Here is a 22639-nt window from a genome sequence, read left to right on the forward strand (position 1 = left end):
GTTCTATCTCAACGGCGGGTGATGCCGGCCAGGCCGGCGGCTTGGGCGAAGGTCTGGCCGAGGCGGGCGCCGGCCTGGCCGATGGCGGCCACGGCGCGCTCGATGGTCGGACCGGCGGCGATGGCGGCGATCTTGGCGGCGTAGCCCGGGTCGGTTGCGTAACCGGCCCGCTGCAGGCCCTGTGCAAAACCGCGCACGTCGTTGCCGGCCTTGAGCGCGGCCTGGTAGCGCGGGCTGTTCTTGAGCATGCGCACGTAGTCGCCGAAGCTCTCGGCCGCCGAACCGTAGGCGCGGAAGCGCGCGGTCTGGCTCTGGCGCTGGCCGTCGATGTATTCGTGGGTGGCGGCGGTGGCGCTCTCGCCCTTCCAGCCGCTGGCCTTGATGCCGAACAGGTTGTGGCTGCTGGCGCCGTTGTCGCGCTTGATGTGGCGGCGGCCCCAGCCGGTCTCCAGCGCGGCCTGCGCGACCAGGGCGCGCGGATCCACGCCGAGTTCGCGCGCGGCCTTTTCGGCGTGCGGCCAGATGCTGGCGACGAAACCTTCCGGGGTGTGCTTGCCGAGCCGGTCGGCGGCGGCATTGGCGGTGGCCACTTCCACGCCGTCGTTGCCCACCGTGGCCGGGCCGACGCCGCTCCAGCGGTCGTTGCCCATGGCCCAGTCCGCCGCCGGCGGCTGCGGCGCGGTGCCACGGCCGCCGATCGCCGCATGCAGGCTGGTGCTGTCGCGGCCGGCGATCAGGTCCAGCATCTGTTCTTCGGGCATGACCGGTGCGTCGCCGCTCAAGGCCTGCAGCGGATCGGCACTCATCGTCGCCGGCATTGCCGACGGCGCCGGAGCAGGAGCCAGCAGCCGATAGGCCTGCGCGGCCTTCGCCGCGGGCTGCAACGAGGTGTCCACCTGCGGCTGGGCGGCTTTCTCGCCGCCGCCCAGTTGGCGCGCGATCATCGCCGACAGGCCCAGGCCGCGCCCCTTGGTCATCGCCTCGGCGATGCGCTGGTCGTACATCTCGCGGAACATCTGGTTCTCGCCGGGAAACAGCGCGTCGCCGAAGCTGGCCGCGCGCATGCTCTTGATCAGCATCTGCGCGAACTGGCCTTCAAGCTGGCGCGCGACCTTGTCGATCTTCGCCGGGTCGTTGGCGACGACCGGGTTCAGGTCCAGCGACGGGGCGGTGATGCGCATGCTCAGATCACCTCCAGCTCGGCGCTCAGCGCGCCGGCCTGCTTGAGGGCTTCCAGGATCGCGATCAGGTCGCCGGGGGCGGCGCCGACCTCGTTCACCGCGCGCACGATCTCGTCCAGCGTGGTGCCGCCGTCGAAGCGGAACATGCGGCTGCCCTCGTTGCTGGCGGTGATGGTGGACTGCGGCGCGGCCACGGTCTGGCCGCCGCCGAAGGCATTGGGCTGGCTGACCTGGGTGGCCTCGCTGACGGTCACCGTCAACGAACCGTGCGCGATCGCGGCCGGGCTGACCCGCACCTGCGCGCCGATCACCACGGTGCCGGTGCGCGAATTGACCACCACCCGCGCCGGCGCGGTGCCCGGCGACAGTTCGATGTTCTCGATGCGCGCCAGCAGGCCGATGCGTGCGCCCTGGTCGCTCGGCGCCTGCACCGCGACGGTGACGCCGTCGACCGCGCGCGCGGCGCCTTCGCCGAAGGCGTTGTTCAGCGCCGCGACCATGCGCGCGACGGTGGTGAAGTCGTTCTGGTGCAGGTTCAGGGTGATCTCGCCGCTGGCCCCGAACACGTCGGGCAGGGCGCGCTCGACCGTCGCGCCGCCGGGAATGCGGCCCACGCTGGGCACGTTCACCGACACCCGCGAGCCGTCCTTGCCCTGCGCGCCGAAGCCGCCCACCACCAGGTTGCCCTGGGCGATGGCGTAGACCTGCCCGTCGGCGCCCTTGAGCGGCGCCATCAGCAGCGAACCGCCGCGCAGCGAGATCGCATTGCCGATGGAGGAGACGGTGATGTCGATGGTCTGGCCGGGCTTGGCGAACGGCGGCAGCTCGGCGTGGATCGCCACCGCGGCCACGTTCTTGAGCTGCGGATTGACGTTGGGCGGGACGTTGACGCCCAGTTCGCCGAGCATGTTCTTCAGGCTCTGCACGGTGAACGGCGCCTGGCTGGTGCGGTCGCCGCTGCCGTCCAGGCCGACCACCAGGCCGTAGCCGACCAGGGCGTTGCCGCGCACGCCACCGACCTGGGCCAGGTCCTTGATGCGTTCGGCGTGGGCGGGCAGGGCGCAGGCGGCCACCAGCAGCAGGGCGGCGGCGCGGCGCAGGAAGGCGGGAGTCGTCATGGCCATGCTCAGAACGGCGCCAGGCGCGAATTGAAGAAGCGTCCCAGCCAGCCCATTGCGTTGGACTGCGCCACCGCGCCGCGGCCGCCATAGGCGATGCGCGCGTCGGCGACCTTGCTGGAGGGAATGGTGTTGTCGGTGGCGATGTCGGCCGAGCGCACGATGCCCTGGATCTGCACCAGCTCGTCGCCCTGGTTCAGGCGCAGGTTCTTCTGGCCCTGCACCACCAGGTTGCCGTTGGGCAGGCGCTGGATCACGGTGACGGTCACGCTGCCCTGCAGGCGGTTGCTCTGCGCGCTGCTGCCCTTGCCGTTGAAGTCGCGCTCGCCGCTGGCGCTGGCGGCCAGCACCTCCTTGCCGCCCAGCGTCACCGGCGCGCCGAACAGGCTGGGCGAGCCGATGTCGATGCTCGATTTCTTGCCGATGGCGGTGTTGGCGCTGGTGGTGGCCGAGGTGCTCTCGACCAGGGTGATGGTCAGCAGGTCGCCGACGTCGCGGGCGCGGCGGTCGCCATAGAGGTTCAGGCCCGGGCCGGCGGCGTAGATCGCGCCGGCAGTGGGTTCGGCCGAGGGCGCGACCACCGGCACCACCGGCGCCATGGCCGGGTAGGGGCGTACGTCGCCGGCGACCACGCAGCCGGCCAGCAGCACCAGGCTGGCGGCGGCGCAGGAAAGGCGGAAGGCGTTGGACAGGCGGGCCATGGCGGGTTCCGTAAGCGGCACGATCAGACGTTGTTGTTGAGGTAGCCGAGCATCGAATCGGTGGTGGAGATGGCCTTGGCGTTCATCTCGTAGGCGCGCTGGGTTTCGATCATCGCCACCAGCTCTTCCACCACGTTGACGTTGCTGCCTTCCAGCGCGCCCTGGACGATGCTGCCCAGGCCGTTGAGGCCGGGCGTGCCGTTCTGCGCGGGGCCGGAGGCCGTGGTCTCCAGGTACAGGTTCTCGCCCTTGGCCTGCAGGCCGGCGGGATTGATGAAGTCGGTCAGCGTCAGCGAGCCGATCTCCACCGACGCGGCATCGCCGGCCATCTTCACGCTGACCGTGCCGTCGGCGCCGATGGTCAGCGACTGCGCGCCTTCCGGGATCTGGATGCCGGGCTGCACCGGGTAGCCGCTGCTGGTGACCAGCTCGCCCTGCGGGCTCATCTGGAAGCTGCCGTCGCGGGTATAGGCCGAACTGCCGTCGGGCAACATCACCTCGAAGAAACCGCGGCCGTTGACCATCACGTCCATGGCGCGGCCGGTCTGCTGCTGGCCGCCCTGCTGGAAGTTCTTGGAGGTCGCCACCACGCGCACGCCGGTGCCCAGCTGCAGGCCGGTCGGCAGCTGCGTCTGCGCCGACGAGGAACCGCCGGGCTGGCGCACCTGCTGGTACAGCAGGTCCTCGAAACTGGCGCGGTCCTGCTTGAAGCCGGTGGTGTTGGTGTTGGCCAGGTTGTTGGAGACGACGGACATGCGCGTCTGCTGCGCATCCAGGCCGGTCTTAGCGACCCACAGTGCCTGATTCATGAGCGGTTCCTCTGCTGCTTGCTGCCGGCCTTGGGGCCTTTGCAGGATGTAATGCATGGGGTGTGCCAGAACGGCCGCCGGATTTCCGGCGTGACCACCCGGCGTGACCACCCGGCGGGAGCGTGTTCCGGTGCGCGACGGGGCATTGCCGATGGCGCCCTTCGCGCGCCGCGGCGCGTTGCCGCCGGTCAGCCGTTCAGGCGCAGCAGCGTGTTGGCGCTGCGCGCGTTCTCGTCGCCGTGCTTGATGACCTTCACCTGCATCTCGAACTGGCGCTGCAGCTGGATCATCTGCACCAGCGCGCCGGCGGCGTCGACGTTGCTGGACTCCAGCATCCCGCTGTCCAGCGCCTTGCCCTGGACCTGGGCGAAGGGCTGCTGCGGATCGGTATTGCGCATCAGCCCGTCCAGGCCGCGCTGCAGCCGGTCGTCCGGCGCCTGCACCACGCGCAGCCGCCCGACCATGGCCATGGTCTGCGGGCCTTCGCCCAGCGGAATCACCGACAGCGTGCCGTCGTGGCCGATCTCGATGGCCTGGTGCGGCGGCACCGCCACCGGGTTGCCGTTCTCGTCGAGCACGGCGTTGCCGTCGGCGGTGACCAGCTGGCCGTTGGGGGTGAGCGTCAGGGCGCCGGCGCGGGTATAGGCCTCGCTGCCGTCGCGCGACTGCACCGCCAGCCAGCTGCCCGGCTGCAGCGACAGGTCCAGCGCGTTGCCGGTGATCTGCTGCGCGCCGATGCGGCGGTTGAAGCCGGCATCCACGTGCAGGGCGTCGATGCGCGAGGCGTAACCCTGCCCCTGGACCGGGAAGGCCTCGGTATTGGCCAGCGCTTCCTTGAAACCGGGCGTGTCGGAATTGGCCAGGTTGTGGGACACGGTGGCCTGCGCCTGCAGCGAGGCGCGGGCGCCGGTCATGGCGACGTAGAGGGCTTTGTCCATGGGGAGCGGGGACCGGGGAGCGGGGAAGGGGGAATGACGGAACGCCGTGGGCGGAGGCAGCGGAACCGGGAGCGGGGCAGGGCGGAAAGCCTGCGCACCGTGTCATTCCCCGTTCCCGCTTCCCCGTTCCCGGCCTTAACGGATGTTGATCACCGTCTGGGTGATCTGGTCCTGGGTGGAGAGCATCTGCGCGTTGGCCTGGAAGTTGCGCTGGGCGGTGATCATGTTGACCAGCTGCTGGGTCAGGTCGACGGTGGACGCTTCCAGCGAACCGGCCTGGATCTGGCCCAGGTCCGAGCTGCCCGGCGCGCCGATGCGCGGCGTGCCCGAGGCGTAGGTCTCGGTCCACAGGTTGTTGCCCTGGCTCAGCAGGCCCTGCGGGTTGTTGAAGTTGGTCAGCGCCACCTGGCCCAGCGCCACGTCCACGCCGTTGGAGTAACGCGCGTAGACCACGCCCTGCTCGGAGATGTTGATCTCGTTGAGCTTGCCCGAGGCATAGCCGTCCTGGCCGGTGTTGTGCTGGTTGAACTTCTCGCCGTACTGGGTGGCGCCGGAGATATCCAGGTTCATGGCCAGCTGCCCGGCGCCGGTGGTCGGGGTGAAGGTGCCCAGGTCGATCTGGCCGCTGGCCGGCGACAGCAGCGCGCCGCTGTCGGAGAACTGCAGCGTGGTCGCCGAGCCCGGCGGATTGCCGGCCGGCACGCCATCGACGAAGTTGTAGACCTGCCACTCGTTGGGATTGGCGGTCTTGACGAAGTACGAGGTCTGGACGTGGCTCACGCCCAGCGAGTCGAACACGGTGATGCCGCCGCTGGAATGGTTGTAGCTGTTGCTGCTGGCCGGATCGAACGGGGTGATCGTCGGTTCCTTGGCGTTGGCCGGCAGGGTGAAGGCGAGCTCCAGGCGGCTGGTCGGCCGCGGCGGGCTGTCGCTGGTGAGCAGGCGCAGGTCGGTCAGCGCGCCGTCGAAGCGCGTGCCGTCGGCGCTGGGCGCGTACACCTGCAGGCGCGCGCCCTGCGGGTTGGTGACGTAGCCGTCCTTGTCGGGCTGGAAATTGCCGGCGCGCGAGTAGACGCGGGTGCCGTTCATGTTGAGGGTGAAGAAGCCCTCGCCCTCGATGGCCAGGTCCAGGCTGCGGCCGGTCTGGTCGATGTTGCCCTGCGAGAACTGCTGGGCGACGTTGGTCAGGCGCACGCCCGAACCGATGGCGTTGTTGCGCAGGCCGTAGCCGGTGGCGTTGAGTACGTCGGCGAACTCGGCGCGCGATTCCTTGAAGCCGACGGTATTGACGTTGGCGATGTTGTTGGCGGTGACGTTCAGGTCCGCGTTGGCGGCGCTGATGCCGGACAGGGAAGTATTGAAGCCCATGGCGAAACTCCTGGGGATCCGTGTAGAGGAAGGCTCAGCTGACGCGGAGCACGTAGTCGAGCGGGGCCGCGCCCAGCCCCTTGAGGTTCAGGTAGAGCCCGTCCGAACCGACGGTCACGCTTTCCACCTCGGCCTGCACGTAGGTGCTGAGCTTGCTCTGCTTGCCGCTGGCGTCGGTGTAGGTGGCGGCGATGGTGTAGGCGCAGGCCGGCATGCGCTTGCCCTCGGCATCGGTGCCGTCCCACTGGAAGGGCAGCTCGCCGGCCGCCTCGGCCGGAACGCTCAGCTGGGTGACCTTCCTGCCGTCGGCATCGGTGACGTCCACGGTGATCGTGCCCGGCCCCGGCGCCGCCAGCGTGCCGCCGGTCTGGCCTTCGTCGCCCAGCATGAATTTCGTCGACGGCACCAGCACGTCGTGGCCGACCATGGCCGCGCCGCGCAGGATCTGGTCGCCGGCCATCGATTCCTGGAAGCCGGTGACGCTCTTGTTGAGGTCGTTGATGCCCTGCACCGTGGACAGCTGCGCCATCTGCGCGACCATCTGGCTGTTGTCCATCGGCTTGAGCGGGTCCTGGTGCTGCAGCTGGGTGGTCATCAGCCGCAGGAAATCGGCCTGGTCCAGCGTGTCCTTCTTCTTGGTGTTCTGCGCGGCCGGGGCGTTGAGGCCCAGCGCACCGAACAGGTCGGCATTGGTGTTGATGCTGCTCATGACGGAGTCCTGTGGCGGCCGGCTCAGCGGCCCATGGTCAGGGTGGCCAGGGTCAGTTCCTTGGCGGTGTTGAGCATCTCCACGCCGGCCTGGTAATTGCGCGAGGTGGAGATGAGGTTGACCATCTGCGCCACCGGGTCGATGTCCGGCGAATAGACGTAGCCCTCGCCATCGGCCAGCGGGTGGTGCGGTTCGTAGCGCTTGAGCGGTGGCGCCTCGCTCTGCGTGATCTGTTTGACCTCCACGCGGGTCAGGCGCGGATCCTCGCCGCTGGTGACCGCCTGGAAGATCGGCTCCAGCGGCCTGTAGACCGCGTCGGCCGAACCGGCCACGGTGTCGGCGTTGGACAGGTTGGAGGCGATGGTGCTCATGCGCACCGACTGCGCCTGCAGCGCCGAGCCGGCGATGTCGAAAATGGGCAGGTTGCTCATGGCGTTCCCCTTACTGGCCGGTGATGGCGGTGGTCAGGGTGCGCACCTTCGACTCGACGAAGCTCAGCGAGGCGCGGTACTCCAGCGCGGCGCGGCCATAGGCGGCGCGCTCGGCATCCGGATCCACGGTGTTGCCGTCCAGGCTCGGCTGCACGCCGGGGCGCAGCACCTGGAACGGATTGAGGCCGTCGCCGCCGATGCGGTAGTGCTGCTCGACGGTGGCCGCCAGCAGGCCGTTGCCGTCCAGCCCCTGCACGCTGCGCAGGGCGGCATCGAAATCCAGGTCGCGGGCCTTGTAGCCCGGCGTATCGGCATTGGCCAGGTTGCCGGCGATCAGCTTCATGCGCTGCTCGCGCAACGGCATGGCCTGGGCGTGGATGCCCAGGTAGTTGGAAATCAGGTTGGGCATGGCGCGCCTCCCGGGGGAACGATGCCCGGGAGGCTGCAAGCGGTGTGCCAGAACGGCAGGGGCGAGGGGAGGAAAACCAGGGACGGGGAAAGCCGGGCAGGCCGGGGCGCCCCCCGTCTCACGGCATCCTGCAGGCGTGGGGCTTGCCCCGCACGGGCTTTACCGCAGCCGCATGCGGGGCGGGTCCTATGCCGCTTCGGCCACCTGGCGCAGGCGGTGCAGGACGAAGTCGGCCAGCTCGTGGGCGCTGTACTTGGGCACGAAGGCGTTGGCGCCGACGCGCTCGACCATGGCGTTGTTGAACACGCCGGACAGGGAGGTGTGCAGCAGCACGAACAGCCCGGACAGCCCCGGGTGGCGGCGGATTTCCGTCGTCAGGGTATAGCCGTCCATGGCCGGCATCTCGATGTCGGAGATGACCATGGCATAGCGCTCGGCCGGGTTCTCGCCGGCCGCGTGGATCTGCAGCAGGTGCTCCAGCGCCTGCCTGCCGTCCGACAGCAGGGTGGCGGTGACGCCCAGCTGGTCGAGCACGCTGCGGATCTGCTGGCGGGCCACGCGCGAGTCGTCCACCACCAGCACCTGCATCGGCGGCGCGCCCGGCGGCAGGACCATCGACGGGTCCAGCACCGCCTCCTTGCTGAGCTGGGCGATGTCGGCCAGCACGCTCTCCACGTCGATGACCTGGATCAGTTCCCCCTGGAAGCGGGTGACCGCGGTGAGGTAGCTCGCTTCGGCGCCCAGTTCCGGCGGCGGCTGGATGTCCTCCACCGCGATGTTGACGATGCGCTCCACGCCGCTGACCAGGAAGCCCTGCACCGAGCGGTTGAACTCGGTGACCACCAGGTAGCCGGGCGAGGTGTCGGCATCGGGTTCGCGCTCGGGGTGGCCGATCGCCAGCCCCAGGTCCAGCACCGGCACCGAGCGGCCGCGCACGTCGGCCACCCCGGAGAACTGCACCGGCAGCCCCGGCACCTGGAACAGGGGCGGGCGCCGCAGCACTTCCTGCACCTTGAAGACATTGACGCCAAAAAGCTGACGGCCGCCGAGGCGGAACAGCAGCAGGGCCAGTCGGTTGTGGCCGGCCAGCCGGGTGCGCTGGTCGATGCGGTTGAGCAGGTCATGTGACATGCAGCCGGTATCGGCAGGGCGGGGCCGGGACTTGAGGGCTGGAGCAAAGGAACGGAGGCGCGAGGCCGGCCGCAGGCGCACCACGGCCGCTGCGCACCGCCGGCCGGCGCTCCCGCGCCCGGGCGCAGGGGCAGCCGCCCGGCGCTGGCCGACTCCATTGACAGGGGAGAGCGGATCACGCCCCTGCCTTGTCTCATTCCTCCCCCCGCGCTCCTGCGTTTCCGGCACGCCTCTTGCAGGACAGCCGGCAATCTTTCGTGGCGGAGTCTGTCCATGCGCCTGTCGGCCCTGTTATGCCTGCTGCTGGCCCTGCCGGCCCAGGCCGGCGACTTCCAGTCGCTGGCCTCGATCCGCGCCGCCGCGCTGTCCACGCTGGACCCGGCGACCGAGGGCGAGGCCAGCGTCGACGCCGGCCTGCGCCTGCCGGCCTGTCCCTCCGCGCTGCAGGCACGGGCCACCGGCAACCGTACCGTGGAGGTGGCCTGTCCGCAGCCCGGCGGCTGGAAGCTGTTCGTGCCGGTGACGGTGCGCCGCGAGCAGGACGTGCTGGTGCTGGCCCGCGGCATCGCCGCTGGAGAAGTGCTCTCCGCCGCCGATATCGGCAGCGTGCGCCGCGACACCGCCCGCATCGCCGGTGCGGTATTGTCCGACCCGCAGTCGGCCATCGGCCGGGTGGCGCGACGCGCGATGGGCGCCGGTACGTTGCTGTCGGCCAGCGACCTGGTCTCGCCGCGCATCATCCGCCGCGGGGACAGCGTCGCCCTGGTGTCGCGCCGCGGCGGGGTCGAGGTGCGGGTGGCCGGCAAGGCGCTGGCCGACGCGGGCGAGGCCGACCGGGTACCGGTCGAGAACCTGTCCTCGCGGCGGGTGGTGCAGGGCGTGGCCACGGCCAGCGGCGATGTGCTGGTGTCCCGCTAGATCGCGCTAAAGAACCGCCCGGCATGGCCGTTAACCCTTGTGTACCGAATCAGGACTTCCATCACATGAGCCAGAAAATCGACGGCGGGATCACGGCAGGCGCCCCGTTGCGCCCGGTCGCCACCCCCACCAGGGCTGCCGCTGCCGGCGGAGCCGAGGCCCGTCCGGTAGAGGCGGCCGACAGCGTGCGCCTGACCGGCGAAGCCACCAGCCTGCAGGCCATGCAGCGTGAGCTGGCCGCGGCCCCGGCGATCGACACCGCCCGCGTGCAGGCCGTGCGCGAAGCGCTGGAGAACGGCAGCTACCGGATCGACCCGCAGGCCATCGCCAGCCGCATGCTGGACCTGGACGGACAGCTGCAGGCATGAAGCTGGGCGTGGCCGATCCCCTGCAGCAGCTGAGCGACGCGCTCGACGGCGAGCGCCAGGCGCTGGTCGAGCACGACGTGCAGGCGCTGGTGGCGGCCACCAGCCTCAAGCTCGAGGCGCTGCGCATCCTGGAAGCGCGGCCGCCGCTGGAACAGGCCGAACGCCTGCGCGAACTGGCCGAGCGCAACCGCGCCAACGGCGTGCTGCTGGCGCGCCGCCGCCGCGAGGTCAGCTGGGCGCTGCGCCAGCTCGGCCGCAGCGAAGCCTCCTCGGCCTACGACGCCAAGGGCCAGGCGCAGCTGCTGCACACGCGCAAGCCGCTCGCGGTCGCCTGACCGCAGCGCACCGCACGCCATGCGCGGCGCGGCCGCGCCGGCGCATTCCCGGTTGGTTATAGTGGGCGCCCGTTCCGCCGACCCACCGCTTCCGTGGCCGAAAACGCCTCTTCTCCGTTCGCGCCCCTGCCGTCGCCCGCCATGCTGCATGCCCTGAGCGACCGCATGCGCGACGGCATGCTCCTGTTCAACGACAAGGGCGAGGTGACCCTGGCCAATGGCGCCGTGCGCGAGCTGTTCGGCGCGCAGCCCGGCGACGTCGCCGGACTGGCCCGGCGCCTGGCCGACCTGCTGCCGCCGGTGGCGCTGGCCCAGGCGCGGGAATCGGGCAGCTGGAGCGGCAGCCTGCCGCTGGGCACGCGCGCGGTGATCGTCCACCTCTACCACCACGACAACGAGGGCGAGCAGGCCTGCCTGGCGCTGTTCCGCCACATCGACGGGCAGGAAGATTACGAGCACGAACTGCAGCGCCGCCATGCCGAGCTGCGCCAGGCCTACCTGCGGCTCAACGGCGCCCAGGAGAAACTGCTGCAGTCGGAGAAGATGGCCTCGATCGGCCAGCTGGCGGCCGGCGTCGCCCACGAGATCAACAACCCGATCGGCTATGTCCATTCCAACCTGGGCAGCCTGCAGGAATACCTGCGCAGCCTGTTCACCGTGATCGAGGCCTACGAACGCGCCCTGCGCGCGCCGGACCCGAAGGCCCTGATCCCGGAAATCGACGACATCCGCGACCGCCTGGACATCGACTTCATCAGCCGCGACCTGCCGCAGCTGATGGCCGAATCGCGCGAGGGCATCGAGCGGGTGACGCGCATCGTGCGCGACCTGAAGGACTTCTCCTATTCCGGGCGCGGCGAGTCGTGGAAGCTGGCCGACCTGCACGCCGGGCTGGAATCGACCATCAACATCATCTGGAACGAGCTCAAGTACAAGGTCACCCTGGAGCGCCGCTACGGCGAGCTGCCGATGGTCGAGTGCCTGCCGTCGGAACTGAACCAGGTGTACATGAACATGCTGCTCAACGCCGGCCACGCCATCGCCGAGCGCGGGCATATCGTGGTCAGCACCGGCGTGGACGGCGACGAGGTGTGGATCCAGTTCCAGGACAACGGCTCGGGCATTTCCCCGGAGCTGCGCCAGCGCATCTTCGATCCGTTCTTCACCACCAAGCCGGTGGGCAGCGGCACCGGGCTGGGCCTGTCGATCTCCTACGGCATCGTCAACAAGCACCACGGCCGCATCGACGTGGACAGCGCGCCCGGGCAGGGCGCGACGTTCCGGATCACCCTGCCGGTGCGGCAGCCGAAGTAGCCGGCGGGCCCGCGCGGCTTCGGCCGCCGCTGGCGCTCAGCCGCCGTCGCCCGCCAGGGTGTCGCGCTTGAGCAGGCCGGTCGCCTCGCGGCCCTTGCGCAGTTCGTCATGGGTGCGGAACGCCTGGCGGATGTGCTCGCGCAGTTCGTCGTCGTTCCACGGCTTGGTCAGGAAACGGTAGATCGCGCCGCGGTTGATCGCGTCGGTGACGGTATTGAGGTCGGTGTAGCCGGACAGCACCAGGCGGATGGTGTCCGGGTAGAGCATCTTCACCCGCCCCAGGAACTCGGTGCCGCTCATGTCGCTCATGCGCTGGTCGGACAGGATCACCTGCACGTCGTTGATCGCCAGCAGGTCGAAGGCGTCGCGCACGTTGCCGGCGGCGAGGATGCGGTAGCCGTCGCGGCGGAACAGGCGCACCAGCGAACGCAGCACGTTCTCCTCGTCGTCCAGCAGCAGCAGGGTGCGGTCCGGGCGGGTTTCGGCGAAGGCTTCCGGGCGCAGGTAGCGGCGGCGCAGGGTCATGCCGGCGGCCTCGGCCGACATGGGTTCGCCGAACAGGTAGCCCTGGAACACGTCGCAGTCGTTGCGCCGCAAAAAGCCCAGCTGCGCCTGCGACTCGACGCCGTTGGCGATCACGGTCATGCCCAGCTGGTGGCCCATGGCGATGATGGCGCGCGAGATGGCCGCCTCGCGGTTGGCCGCCGGCGCGCTCTTGATGAAGCTGCGGTCGATCTTGAGCTTGTCCACCGGGTAGCGCACCAGCGCGCTGAGGCTGGAATCGCCGGTGCCGAAGTTGTCCAGGCTCAGGCTGATGCCTTCGTTGCGCAGGTTGGCCAGCGTCTCGTAGACGAAGTTGACGTTGTTGGTCAGCGCGCTTTCGTTGATCTCCAGGGTCAGCATGCGCGCCGGTACGCCGGTGGACTGCAGCAGCGCCATGACCTCGGCGAAGAAGCCCGGGCGCAGCAGCTGCAGCGTGGACACGTTGACCGCGACGTTGAAGTCGTCGAAGCCCTGGTCGCGCCAGATGCGCGCCTGGCGCAGGGCCATTTCCAGCACCCAGGCGCCGATCTGGACGATGATCCCCAGCCGCTCGGCGGTGCGCATGAAACGCTCCGGCACCAGCATGCCCAGCGTCGGCGATTGCCAGCGCAGCAGGGCTTCCATGCCCACGACGTGGCCGTCGCGGGCGCTGACCAGCGGCTGGTAGCGCAGGCGCAGTTCGCCATTGTCGATGGCATCCACCAGCTGCCGGGAAATGATGCTCTCGCTGTGCGCGCTGAGCGGCTTGTGCAGCATGTGCACCTGCACGACATTTCCGCCTTCGCGGCCGGCCTGGTGCAGCGCGTCCTCGGCCAGGTCGAGCAGGCGGCTCGGGTCGGTGGCATGTTCCGGGCACAGCGACACGCCGATCTTGGCGGTCAGGAACAGGGTGTAGGGCAGCACCGACAGCGGCAGCTCCATCTGCTGGCGCAGCTGCTCGGCCATTTCCTCGGGCAGGGGCACGCCGCCGGCGCGCGGGATGGCCAGCACGAATTCGTCGCTGCCATGCCGCCACAGCCGGCCGCGGCCGCGCAGGTGGTCGCCCAGGCGCTGCGCGATCAGCACCAGCGCCTGGTCGCCGACCTCCGCGCTCATGTTCTCGTTGACCGAGGCGAAGTGGTCGATGTCCAGGTGCAGCAGCATCAGCGGCGTGCCGCCGCTGGCGGCGTCGGCGACCATGGCGGCCAGTTCCGGGTTGCCGGCGCCCAGCCGGGGCGGGGCGGATGCTTCGGCGACCGGCTGCGGGGCGGGGTTCCACATCCTCAGGCTCCCTGGCAGGCGGCGGCCTGCGGCATGCGGTAGGGCAGGTGCAATTCGACCCGGGTGCCTTCGCCCGGCGCGGTATGGATGCGCAGCCAGCCGCCGACGCTCTGCGCGCGCTCGCGCATCACCACCAGCCCCAGCCCGCGCGGACCATCGGGGTCGAAGCCTTCGCCGTCATCGACCACGCGCAGCCGCAAGCGGCCGCCGCCGTCGTCCTCGAGGCACAGCTGCACCTGGCTGGCCAGCGCATGGCGCAGGGCGTTGGTCAGGCTTTCCTGGGCGATGCGGAAACAGGCCTGCTCGACTTCGTTGTCCGGGCGCTGCGGCAGGTCCTCCACCTCCATCCGCAGTTCCACCGGCGAGGAGCGGAACAGCTGCCCCGCCTGCCAGCGCAGCGCCGCCTCCAGCCCGAGCGCGTCCAGCTGCGGCGGGCGCAGCAACATCGACAGGTTGCGCAGGCGCACCACGGTACTGTCGACCAGCTCCACGATCTGGCCCAGGTCCTCGCGGCGCCGCTGCGCATCGTCCTCGTCCATCGCCGCGTGCGCGGCCAGCTTGATCGCGGTGACGGCCTGGCCGATGTCGTCGTGCAGGTCGCGGGAAATGGCCCGGCGCTCGTCCTCCTGCACCGAGAACAGGCGCCCGGCCATGGCCTGCAGCTCCCGGTTTCCCGTTTCCAGCGCCTTGCGGCTGGTTTCGAGCTCGGCCAGGTCGCGCGCCGCCAGCACCCGTACCAGGCCCAGGCGGGGAAGGAGCAGGAGCAGGGCCAGCGCCATGTACAGCGCCACCAGCACGACGGAGGTCACAGTCCAGGCCAGCGGATGGGCCGGAATCGCGGCCCAGGCCCACGGCAGCAGGCCGCACAGCAGGACCAGCGCGCCGCCGACGGCTACCACGCCATAGGTGGCGCGTTGCAGGCCGGCCATCGCCGAGTCCGTGGATGCCGGGTGCCGCGAAGGGGAAGAGCCGTTGTGCATGGTGCGTGGCGGGTGCCGTGTTCGATCCGCCGCCATCTTAACGGGCCGCCGCGAAGCGCGATGACGCAGTACTCAATTTCCATGCCCGGCTGCCGTTATCGGTAGGGTTCCCGGACCTCGGGTGTATGACTGGAGCGGTAGCGCGTGGATCAGGGCGTGATTGCGAGCATGATGAGCCACCCGCTGGAGGGGGCGATCGTGCTGCTCGATCCGGAGGGCCATCCGCTGGCCGCCAATGCCGCTGCCCGCACGCTGGACCTGCCGCGCGCACTGCAGGGCCACCGCCAGGCCCTGCTGGGGTTGCGCGAGCGCGTGGCCAGCCAGGGCCTGCTGCCCTGTTCGCTGCCCGCCGGCGAACAGCGCCTGGATGGTTTCCTGAGCGCGGCGCGTGCGCAGGACGGCACGGTCTGCGCCTATGTCTACAGCGCCGCGCCGCCCGTCCCACCGGCGGACGGGCGCTGGTCCAGGCTGCTGCGCGATGCCGGCCACGGCGTCTGGGAATGGGACGTGCCCGGCGACCTGCTGACGCATCTGCACGGACCGGCCGAGGCAGGCGCCGTCGCCGGCACCGCGCAGGCATGGCTGGAGCAGACCCACCCGGACGATCGCGCCGCGCAGCGCAGCGCGCTGCAGGCGCACCTGCAGGACGCCGCCACGCCCTATGCCTGCCGGCTGCGGGTACGCCGCGCCGATGGCGGCTGGCAGGTCGTGCACGATCACGGCCAGGCCGTGGCGCGCACGGCCGACGGCCATCCGCTGCGCATGGCCGGCGTCCGCATCGGGGTCGCCGCGCAGCCGCCAGCCGCCGTCGATGCGCACGAACAACAGGCACAGCTGCGCCACCTGCAGCGCATCGCCGGCCTGGGCACCTGGTCGTGGGAGCGGGACGGCGCCGGCCTTTCCTGGTCGGACGAACTGCACGCCGCCCTCGGCCGCCCGCTGGGCAGCCTGCCGCGTGGCCGCCGCTGGCTGGACCTGCTGGACCGGGAGGCGCGCGCCCAGGTGCTGGCGGCGTGGCGGCGGCTGCACCGCGAAGGCCAGCCGCATGCGTTCGAGCTGCCGCTGGCGGCCGGGCCGATGGATGCCGCCGGCCTGCACCTGCGCGTCTGGATGCATCCCGAACACGACGCCACCGGGCGCGTCCATCGCGTACTCGGGCAACTGCAGAACGTCACCGAACAGCGCCAGACCGATGCGCTGATCCGCTGGCGCACCGAACTGCTCAACCGCGTTTCGGCGCTGGGCCGCATCGGCGGCTGCGAAATCGAGGTGGCCACCCGCGGCATGCTCTGGACCGACGAGTGCTACCGCATCCACGGCCTGCGCAAGGAACCGGTGACGCTGGAACAGGCGCTGGCGCTGTACACGCCGGACTCGCGCGACAACTTCGAGGCGGCGCTGACCCGCATCGCCGAAGGCGGCCTGCCCGAGCAGCTGGACCTGTGCTTCTACCGGCATTCGGGGCAGCGGGTGTGGGTGCAGGTGCAGATCGAGCTGGACCGGCGCGAAGGCCTGCCCGAGCGCTTCGTGGTGCTGTTCCGCGACATCACCGTGGAACGCGAGGCCAACGAACGCATCGAACTGCTGGCGCACTACGACCTGCTCACAGGGCTGCCCAACCGCATCCTGCTGCGCGAGCAGACCGAGGAAGCCATCGCCGAATCGCGCCGCAACGGCACGGTCCTGGCCATGCTGTTCGTCGACCTGGACGGCTTCAAGTCGATCAACGACACCTTCGGCCACGCCACCGGCGACATGCTGCTCAAGGCGGCGGCCGCGCGGCTGCACCAGAACCTGCGCAACGCCGACCTGTTCGCGCGCTTCAATGGCGACGAGTTCGTCGTCGTGCTGCGCGATCTGGCCGACCCGGCCGACGCCGGCCACGTCGCGCGCAAACTGATCGCCTCGCTGGCCTCGCCGCTGCACCGCGGCGACACCACGCTGAAGGTCGGCGCCAGCGTCGGCATCGCGCTCGCCGACGACGCCCACCGCGATTTCGACACGCTGCTGCGCGCGGCCGACGCCGCCATGCACGCGGCCAAGGAAGCCGGGCGCAACACCTACCAGTACTACAGCCAGGACGTGCTGGCCGGCATCCAGCGGCGCCTGCAGATCGAGCACGCGCTGCATGGCGCGCTCGAGCGCGAGGAGTTCCAGCTGGTCTACCAGCCGCTGGTGAACGTCGACTCGGGCCGCCCGCCGGCCATCGAGGCGCTGCTGCGCTGGGTCTGCCCGGGGCTGGGCCCATGCAGCCCGGCCGAGTTCATCCCGGTGGCGGAGAAGTGCGGCGAGATCGCCCGCATCGGCGAGTGGGTGCTGAACGAAGCCTGCCGCCAGGCTGCCGCCTGGCATGCCGCCGGGCTGGCGTTTGAGCGCATCGCGGTCAACGTGTCGGCCATGCAGCTGCGCGAGCGCGGCTTCGCCGAGCAGGTCATCGCCCTCTGCGAGCGCCACCGCTGGCCGCCGCAGCGTCTGGAGCTGGAGCTGACCGAGTCCGCCCTGATCCGCGACAGCGACGCGCTGCGCCAGTGCTTCGACACCTTCGAGCGCCACGGCGTGCTGCTGGCCGTGGACGATTTCGGCACCGGCTTCTCCAACCTGCATTACCTCAACCGCTTCCCGGTGCAGCGGCTGAAGATCGACCGCAGCTTCGTCCAGCGCATGCTGCACGACGCCGGCACCGCCGAGGTCACCCAGGCCATCGTCCATCTCGGCCACGCGCTGGGCATGCAGGTGGTGGCCGAGGGCGTGGAAACGCGCCAGGAGGAAGCCCTGCTGCTGCGGCAGGGCTGCGACGAGATCCAGGGCTACCTGTACTCGCGCCCGCTGTCCTCGCGGGACATGGCGCACTGGCTGCGCGCCGGCGCCAGCGGCGAGGGGGCGAACCCATCGCCGCCCGCGCAGGCCGATCGGCCCGCCGTCGCGCTCTGAGGCGCGTCGGCGCGTCCCACATCGTTCGTCCTTCCGGCAAGGTCCCGGACACGCCGCGTTGCCGGCGCGCTTGCCGCTTTGCTGCCCAACGGCAGGCAGTGCCGCCCGTGCCGTACACGGAGAGGCCGTGAGTCCAGGCATGCGGCCGCCCGTGGTTTGACCGGGGCGGGGTTTCCACCTCCATTCCGCTCGATGATGGCCGTCCCGGCAGCTCGCCGTGCGCGGCACCCGGGCGGCATGCCCATCCGCATCGTCTGCCGGGCTCGATGACAGGAGGGCAGCGGCGGGCGCCTCCGGCCCGCGGCGGAGCAAGCTTCAACCGGTGCAGTGACCGCGGCCAGGCAGCTGGCCTTGCGCCGCGCAGTCCGCCCCAGGTTCCGGGCCGGGCGGCGCCTTCAACGCAGCCGCCGGCTCAAACGATCCAGGACGGAAGCCCGGCCCCGCTCAAAGCGCAAGGTCCCAGGCCACCAGGATCGCCAGCAGATCGTCGCGTCCGGGTACGTCCGTCATCGGCAGCCGCGCGGTGCGGGCCAGCTCCTGCTGTGCCAGCGCCTCGATGGCCGCCAGCCGCGCCAGGGCTGGAGGGCCACTGGCAGGGGACTGCGTGGCAGCCGTCGCCGCCAGCGCGGGCGGGACATCCGCCCGCAACGACGAAACCCCGGCCTGGGCCGGGGTCGCCGTTGCATCATGCGGGGGATCAGAACAGTTCAACCGTTCCCGCACCCATGCTCTGCTGCGCCACCGGCTTGTGCGGCGGGCGCTCCCACTCGTTGCGCATCTCGCGCAGGCGGCTGCCGGTACGCTGCAGCGCGGCCACCAGTTCGCTGTCGAGCACGCCGCCACTGCGGTGCAGCAGCTCCTGCAGCGCCACGGCTTCGCGGTTGATCGCGGTCAGGCGGTCCAGGTGGGTGTGCACGCCGCCCAGCGCCTGGGTGGCGATGTCCTCGAACTGCAGGGCGCGCACCGCCTCGGCGACGCTGCTGTCGATGGCGCGGCCGCACTCGGAGATCTCGCGCATGCCTTCGCCCAGCGAGTTGTTGATCGCCGCCACGTTCTCCAGCATCGCCGCCGCCTCGTGGCGCGCCTCGCGGGAGCGGTCCATGTCGCGCGAGGCCATGTGCGAGACGGTCTCGCGCACCTTGGCGATGGCGTCCTTGGAGCTGTGCGCGAGCTTGCGGATCTGCTCGTTGAAGGTAGTCGAACGCTCGGACAGGTTGCGCACCTCGTCGGCGACCACCGCGAAGCCGCGCCCGGCCTCGCCGGCACGGGCGGCCTCGATGGCGGCGTTCAGCGCCAGCAGGTTGGTCTGGTCGGCGATGGACTTCACGTCCTCCAGCAGGGCAAAGATGCCGTCCAGGTGCTGCGCCATCTGGTCGATGTGCTGCACGGTGTTGCTGCTCTGGCCGCTGACCTGTTCCAGCGCCTCGACCAGCTGTTCCATCTGGTGGCTGGCGTGCTGGGCGAAACGGGCCACGTCCACGCCGCTGCCGCCGTCCTCGCCGGCGCGGTCGACGATGCGCGCCAGCGCCTGGCTCTGCTGGCGCGACTTGCGGTTCATCGCATCGAAGCTGCTGCCCAGGCCGGCGACCGCCTGGCGGATCAGTTCGCGGGCGCGCTCGATCTCGCCGCGCGAACCGTCGATCTCGTTGCTGACGAAGCTGCGCAGCTCGTTGAGCAGCTGGTCCTGCTCCTTGAGCACGCGGGCATGCTCGGGCGAACGCTGCGACTGGCTGTAGGCGCTCCAGTAGGCGAACACCAGCCAGCTCAGCGCCATCGTGGTCAGGATCGCCCACACCACGGCCGCGGGCCATGCGAATGCCAGCGCCAGTGCCAGCAGGAAAGTCAGGGCCAGCGGGGCGGCCAGGCGGATTGCAATGCGTGAATACATGGACGTTCTCGGGAGAGTCACGATTGCAGTATCGGCCGGGTGGGGCCGGTCTTTAGCCGCCGCCGTGCAGTCGCCGCCCGATCGCCTCGAGCATGGCCCGGCGCGAGAACAGGAAGTCCCAGTAACTGCCGCCAAGCTGGCGCCACAGCACCGCCGAGCGCACCGCGGCCAGCAGCAGGGCGCGGATCTCGGCCACCACGCCGGCCTGGCCCAGGTAGTGCGGGTTGCCCTGCACCATGATCCGCGGCTTGAGCTGGCTGATGGTGTCCGCGTACAGGCCGCCCATGGCCGCCAGCACGTCCGGATGGGCGGGGTCGCCCAGTTCGCGGGCCTGAGCTGCGGCGCGCGCGACGCCGGACTGGACCTTGTCCACGGTGGCGCCTTCGCGCACGAAGCGGCGCTCCAGCTGCATCACCGACAGCGCCAGGCGCGGCAGCAGTTCGTCCTTGCCCTGGTTGCCGAAGTAATCGCGCAGCAGGCGCAGCCCGGGTTCGAGCTGGCGGCCGTCGCCATACACGGCGGTGGGCGAGGGCGCGTCGATGCGCATCACGCTGTCCATCGCGGTGCGCACCACCGCGGCGTCGGAATGGCCGGTTTCGGCGATGCGCCTTACCTGCTGCAGGGCCTGGGCGATGCCGGCCAGCGCCAGGACACGGTCGTCGAAGGAAAAACTCATGCTTGCCTCTCAAGGGAAACGGGCCGGGGCGCACGCCGCTCCAGCGGCGCGTCGGTGGCGGCGATGACCGCGCCACCCAGGCATTCGGGGCCGTCATACAGCACCAGCGACTGGCCCGGCGTGACCGCCCGCTGCGGCCGGTCGAAATCCACCTGCAGGGTGCCGTCCCCGCGCACGCTCACGCGGCAGGGTTCGTCCGGCTGCCGGTAACGGGTCTGCGCGGTGCAGCGGAAACCGGCGGCGGGCGCGCTGCCGGCGATCCAGTGCATGGACTCGGTATGCAGGCGGCTGGACTGCAGCCACGGGCTGTCGTGGCCCTGGTCCACGTACAGGATGTTGGCCGCCACGTCCTTGCCGACCACGTACCAGGGCGCCGCCGGTCGGCCGCGAACGCCGCCGATGTTCAGGCCCTCGCGCTGGCCCAGGGTGAAATAGAACACGCCCGGATGGCGGCCGATGGGCTGCCCCTCGGGGTCGCGGATCTCGCCTTCGCGGGCAGGCAGGTACTGGCCCAGGAACTGGCGGAAGTCGCGCTCGCCGATGAAGCAGATGCCGGTCGAATCCTTCTTGGCGTGGGTCGGCAACCCGGCCTCCTGGGCGATGCGGCGCAGCTGGCTCTTTTCCAGGTGGCCGATCGGGAACAGCGTGGCGGCCAGCTGTTCCTGGCCCAGCTGGTGCAGGAAATAGCTCTGGTCCTTGCCGCGGTCGGCGCCGCGCAGCAGGCGCCAGCGCCCACCGGAGCGTTCCACCTGCGCGTAGTGCCCGGTGGCGATGCGTCCGGCGCCCAGCTCGCGGGCGGCGTCCAGGAAGTGCTTGAACTTGACCTCGCGGTTGCACAGCACGTCCGGATTGGGCGTGCGCCCGGCCGCGTACTCGGCCAGGAAGTGTTCGAACACGCCCTGCCAGTACTCGGCGGAGAAATCGCGGAAATGGAAGGGAATGCCCAGCCGCCCGCACACCGCCACCGCGTCGCGGCGGTCGTCTTCGGCCCGGCATTCACCGGAACCGTCGTCCGCCCAGTTCTGCATGAACAGACCGGCGACATCCAGCCCCTGCCGTACCAGCACCAGGGCGGCGACCGAGGAGTCCACGCCGCCGGAAACACCGACGACCACGTCCGGGCGGTTCACGGCACCTGCCTCAGCAGCGACAGCGGATTACGCTGCCCGGCCAGCCAGTCCGACACGGCCTGCCAGACCAGCGGGCTGCGCAGCCGCGCCATGTCGGCCTGCAGCGCGGCCGGCGTCAGCCACAGCGCCTGCACGATGCCGGTATCCAGCGGTTGATCCGGGTAGTGCCGCACCGGCTCGGCGGCGAAGGCGAAGCGCAGGAACGACTTGCCGTCGGGGGCGTCCCATTGGTAGGCGCCGATGAAGGCGGTCGGCCGCACCTCCCAGCCGGTTTCCTCGCGCGTCTCGCGCACCGCGGCCTCGACCAGGCTTTCGCCCGCTTCCAGATGGCCCGCCGGCTGGTTCAGCACCCGGCGGCCATGTTTTTCTTCTTCCACCAGCAGCAACTGCCCGGCGCGGGACACCACGGTGGCCACGGTGACGCGTGGCACCCAGCGCGGGGAGTGCAAGGCGTTCACCCTCAGTACTCGTCCTTGGCCGTCAGTTCCAGCTCGATGGCATCGGCGCTCTTGATCGCCGCGTCGATGGCGTCGCTGAGCACGTCGGCCTTGGCGTCGGCGTCGATCTTGACCACGAACATGGCCATGTCGCCCTGCTTGACCCAGCCGCCGAGCTTGGAATCGTTGGAGTCCTCGAGCAGGCGGTTGGCCACCAGCGCCGGCAGCTGCGGGCCGGAGGACTTGTAGCCCGGCGACCAGATCTCGCGGACCCGGTGGGCGCCATAGGTCTCGACCGAGGAACGCACGTACACCAGCTGGGTGCGCTCGTCCTCCATGTCGAACACCATGCGGTAATCGCCGTCGTCGTCGATCTCGTACTTGTATTCCAGCGAGTCGAGCACCCGGCCCACCGCCGCGTCCGGCTCACCGGCGAAGGCCGTTCCGGCCATGCCACCCAACACGCCCGCCATCATCATTCCAGCCACGTACTTTTTCATTGCATTCCCTGCGGGATTGGTTGAACAGGTGCAAATTGTGCGTTGGCCGGGGCGTTCACGTCCAATTCGGCGCAGCAGGCCGGGGCCAGCCGCTATAATTCGGCGCATGCCCCGCAAGCTCCAACACGAGAACGACCACGGCCTGCTGGTGGAACCCGGCAAGCCCGAGGTCGCGCCGCCGCCGCTGTACCAGGTGATGCTGCTGAACGACGACTACACCCCGATGGATTTCGTGGTGGCCGTGCTGCAGAACTTCTTCGCCATGGACCTGGACAGGGCCACCCAGGTGATGCTGCACGTCCATACCCGCGGCCGCGGCATCTGCGGCGTCTACAGCCGCGAGGTCGCCGAGACCAAGGTGGCGCAGGTCAACGAGTTCTCGCGCATGAACCAGCACCCGCTGCTGTGCACGATGGAGAAGGCCTGAGCGGCCTGGCCGCCGGCGCCGCCCCATCGCCGTCGTCACTCCCGTCACCGGCAGTCCGCACTGTTCCGGGCATGACGATGGCGGCCACGTTGGTCCCGGCCTGGCCCGTACCCATTGTTGGACGGGCCGGGGTTGCC

Annotated in this window: 23 protein-coding genes and 1 pseudogene; 6 read left to right on the plus strand and 18 right to left on the minus strand. The window is 70.4% G+C overall.

What is annotated here, in order from left to right; all coding sequences use genetic code 11:
- Positions 1–8: 8 nt before the first annotated feature.
- From flgJ to AC06FP_RS13755, 10 genes are all read right to left on the minus strand, one after another.
- Positions 9–1181, minus strand: a complete 1173-nt coding sequence (gene flgJ, locus AC06FP_RS13710; RefSeq protein WP_478075871.1) for a flagellar assembly peptidoglycan hydrolase FlgJ — start codon at positions 1179–1181, stop codon at positions 9–11.
- Positions 1182–1183: 2 nt separating this feature from the next.
- Positions 1184–2305: a flagellar basal body P-ring protein FlgI gene (locus AC06FP_RS13715; RefSeq protein ID WP_456116175.1), complete on the minus strand. Its 1122-nt coding sequence runs from the start codon at positions 2303–2305 to the stop codon at positions 1184–1186.
- Between the two features lie 2 nt (positions 2306–2307).
- Positions 2308–3000, minus strand: a complete 693-nt coding sequence (gene flgH / locus AC06FP_RS13720; RefSeq protein ID WP_478075872.1) for a flagellar basal body L-ring protein FlgH — start codon at positions 2998–3000, stop codon at positions 2308–2310.
- 23 nt (positions 3001–3023) lie between these two features.
- On the minus strand, positions 3024–3809 hold the full coding sequence (gene flgG / locus AC06FP_RS13725; RefSeq protein ID WP_456116173.1) for a flagellar basal-body rod protein FlgG: 786 nt from the start codon (positions 3807–3809) through the stop codon (positions 3024–3026).
- Between the two features lie 188 nt (positions 3810–3997).
- A complete protein-coding gene (locus AC06FP_RS13730) occupies positions 3998–4747 on the minus strand; it encodes a flagellar basal body rod protein FlgF (protein WP_478075873.1) in 750 nt (249 codons plus the stop codon).
- A 135-nt stretch (positions 4748–4882) separates the two neighbouring features.
- On the minus strand, positions 4883–6115 hold the full coding sequence (gene flgE, locus AC06FP_RS13735; protein ID WP_478075874.1) for a flagellar hook protein FlgE: 1233 nt from the start codon (positions 6113–6115) through the stop codon (positions 4883–4885).
- Between the two features lie 34 nt (positions 6116–6149).
- Positions 6150–6824, minus strand: coding sequence for a flagellar hook capping FlgD N-terminal domain-containing protein (locus AC06FP_RS13740; RefSeq protein ID WP_478075875.1), 675 nt, complete (start codon positions 6822–6824; stop codon positions 6150–6152).
- 23 nt (positions 6825–6847) lie between these two features.
- A complete protein-coding gene (flgC, locus tag AC06FP_RS13745; RefSeq protein ID WP_456116169.1) occupies positions 6848–7255 on the minus strand; it encodes a flagellar basal body rod protein FlgC in 408 nt (135 codons plus the stop codon).
- Between the two features lie 10 nt (positions 7256–7265).
- A complete protein-coding gene (gene flgB, locus AC06FP_RS13750; RefSeq protein ID WP_478075876.1) occupies positions 7266–7664 on the minus strand; it encodes a flagellar basal body rod protein FlgB in 399 nt (132 codons plus the stop codon).
- A 186-nt stretch (positions 7665–7850) separates the two neighbouring features.
- Positions 7851–8795 (minus strand): chemotaxis protein, encoded by a 945-nt coding sequence (locus AC06FP_RS13755; protein WP_456116167.1) that lies wholly within the window; start codon positions 8793–8795, stop codon positions 7851–7853.
- A 273-nt stretch (positions 8796–9068) separates the two neighbouring features.
- Here AC06FP_RS13755 and flgA point away from each other — a divergent pair, with 273 nt between their 5' ends.
- From flgA to AC06FP_RS13775, 4 genes are all read left to right on the plus strand, one after another.
- Positions 9069–9713 (plus strand): flagellar basal body P-ring formation chaperone FlgA, encoded by a 645-nt coding sequence (gene flgA, locus AC06FP_RS13760; RefSeq protein WP_456116166.1) that lies wholly within the window; start codon positions 9069–9071, stop codon positions 9711–9713.
- A gap of 65 nt (positions 9714–9778) precedes the next feature.
- Positions 9779–10081, plus strand: a complete 303-nt coding sequence (flgM, locus tag AC06FP_RS13765; RefSeq protein WP_456116165.1) for a flagellar biosynthesis anti-sigma factor FlgM — start codon at positions 9779–9781, stop codon at positions 10079–10081.
- A gap of 2 nt (positions 10082–10083) precedes the next feature.
- Positions 10084–10416: a flagellar protein FlgN gene (locus AC06FP_RS13770; protein ID WP_456119431.1), complete on the plus strand. Its 333-nt coding sequence runs from the start codon at positions 10084–10086 to the stop codon at positions 10414–10416.
- A 141-nt stretch (positions 10417–10557) separates the two neighbouring features.
- On the plus strand, positions 10558–11730 hold the full coding sequence (locus tag AC06FP_RS13775; protein WP_478075877.1) for an ATP-binding protein: 1173 nt from the start codon (positions 10558–10560) through the stop codon (positions 11728–11730).
- A gap of 36 nt (positions 11731–11766) precedes the next feature.
- Here AC06FP_RS13775 and AC06FP_RS13780 read toward each other — a convergent pair whose 3' ends face one another.
- Positions 11767–13533 carry an EAL domain-containing protein gene (locus AC06FP_RS13780; RefSeq protein ID WP_478075878.1) on the minus strand — a complete coding sequence of 589 codons (1767 nt, stop codon included), beginning with the start codon at positions 13531–13533 and terminating at the stop codon, positions 11767–11769.
- A gap of 2 nt (positions 13534–13535) precedes the next feature.
- Positions 13536–14267 (minus strand): annotated as a pseudogene (locus AC06FP_RS13785) (sensor histidine kinase); the annotation flags it as partial.
- Positions 14268–14681: 414 nt separating this feature from the next.
- Between AC06FP_RS13785 and AC06FP_RS13790 the strand changes: the two are divergent.
- Positions 14682–17444 (plus strand): bifunctional diguanylate cyclase/phosphodiesterase, encoded by a 2763-nt coding sequence (locus AC06FP_RS13790; RefSeq protein WP_478075936.1) that lies wholly within the window; start codon positions 14682–14684, stop codon positions 17442–17444.
- 444 nt (positions 17445–17888) lie between these two features.
- Here AC06FP_RS13790 and AC06FP_RS13795 read toward each other — a convergent pair whose 3' ends face one another.
- Genes AC06FP_RS13795 through AC06FP_RS13820 form a run of 6 tightly spaced genes read right to left on the minus strand, consistent with a single transcriptional unit; the run spans position 17889 to position 22075 of the window.
- Complete coding sequence (locus tag AC06FP_RS13795; RefSeq protein WP_478075879.1) at positions 17889–18155, minus strand: hypothetical protein; 267 nt, start codon at positions 18153–18155, stop codon at positions 17889–17891.
- The gene (locus AC06FP_RS13800; protein WP_456116161.1) at positions 18142–19332 is read right to left on the minus strand and encodes a methyl-accepting chemotaxis protein; all 1191 of its coding nucleotides are present in this window, start codon (positions 19330–19332) and stop codon (positions 18142–18144) included. Before AC06FP_RS13800 ends, AC06FP_RS13795 begins: the two co-directional genes overlap by 14 nt.
- Positions 19333–19384: 52 nt before the next feature.
- A complete protein-coding gene (gene hflD / locus AC06FP_RS13805; RefSeq protein WP_478075880.1) occupies positions 19385–20008 on the minus strand; it encodes a high frequency lysogenization protein HflD in 624 nt (207 codons plus the stop codon).
- Positions 20005–21138, minus strand: coding sequence for a tRNA 2-thiouridine(34) synthase MnmA (mnmA, locus tag AC06FP_RS13810; RefSeq protein WP_456116159.1), 1134 nt, complete (start codon positions 21136–21138; stop codon positions 20005–20007). The genes hflD and mnmA overlap by 4 nt, the downstream gene beginning before the upstream one ends.
- Positions 21135–21596 carry an NUDIX hydrolase gene (locus tag AC06FP_RS13815; protein ID WP_478075881.1) on the minus strand — a complete coding sequence of 154 codons (462 nt, stop codon included), beginning with the start codon at positions 21594–21596 and terminating at the stop codon, positions 21135–21137. Before AC06FP_RS13815 ends, mnmA begins: the two co-directional genes overlap by 4 nt.
- A gap of 2 nt (positions 21597–21598) precedes the next feature.
- Complete coding sequence (locus AC06FP_RS13820; RefSeq protein WP_456116157.1) at positions 21599–22075, minus strand: type III secretion system chaperone family protein; 477 nt, start codon at positions 22073–22075, stop codon at positions 21599–21601.
- Positions 22076–22181: 106 nt separating this feature from the next.
- Here AC06FP_RS13820 and clpS point away from each other — a divergent pair, with 106 nt between their 5' ends.
- A complete protein-coding gene (gene clpS / locus AC06FP_RS13825; RefSeq protein WP_478075882.1) occupies positions 22182–22502 on the plus strand; it encodes an ATP-dependent Clp protease adapter ClpS in 321 nt (106 codons plus the stop codon).
- Positions 22503–22639: the final 137 nt, after the last annotated feature.

The sequence above is a fragment of the Stenotrophomonas sp. Steno-Z2 genome (assembly GCF_056393235.1).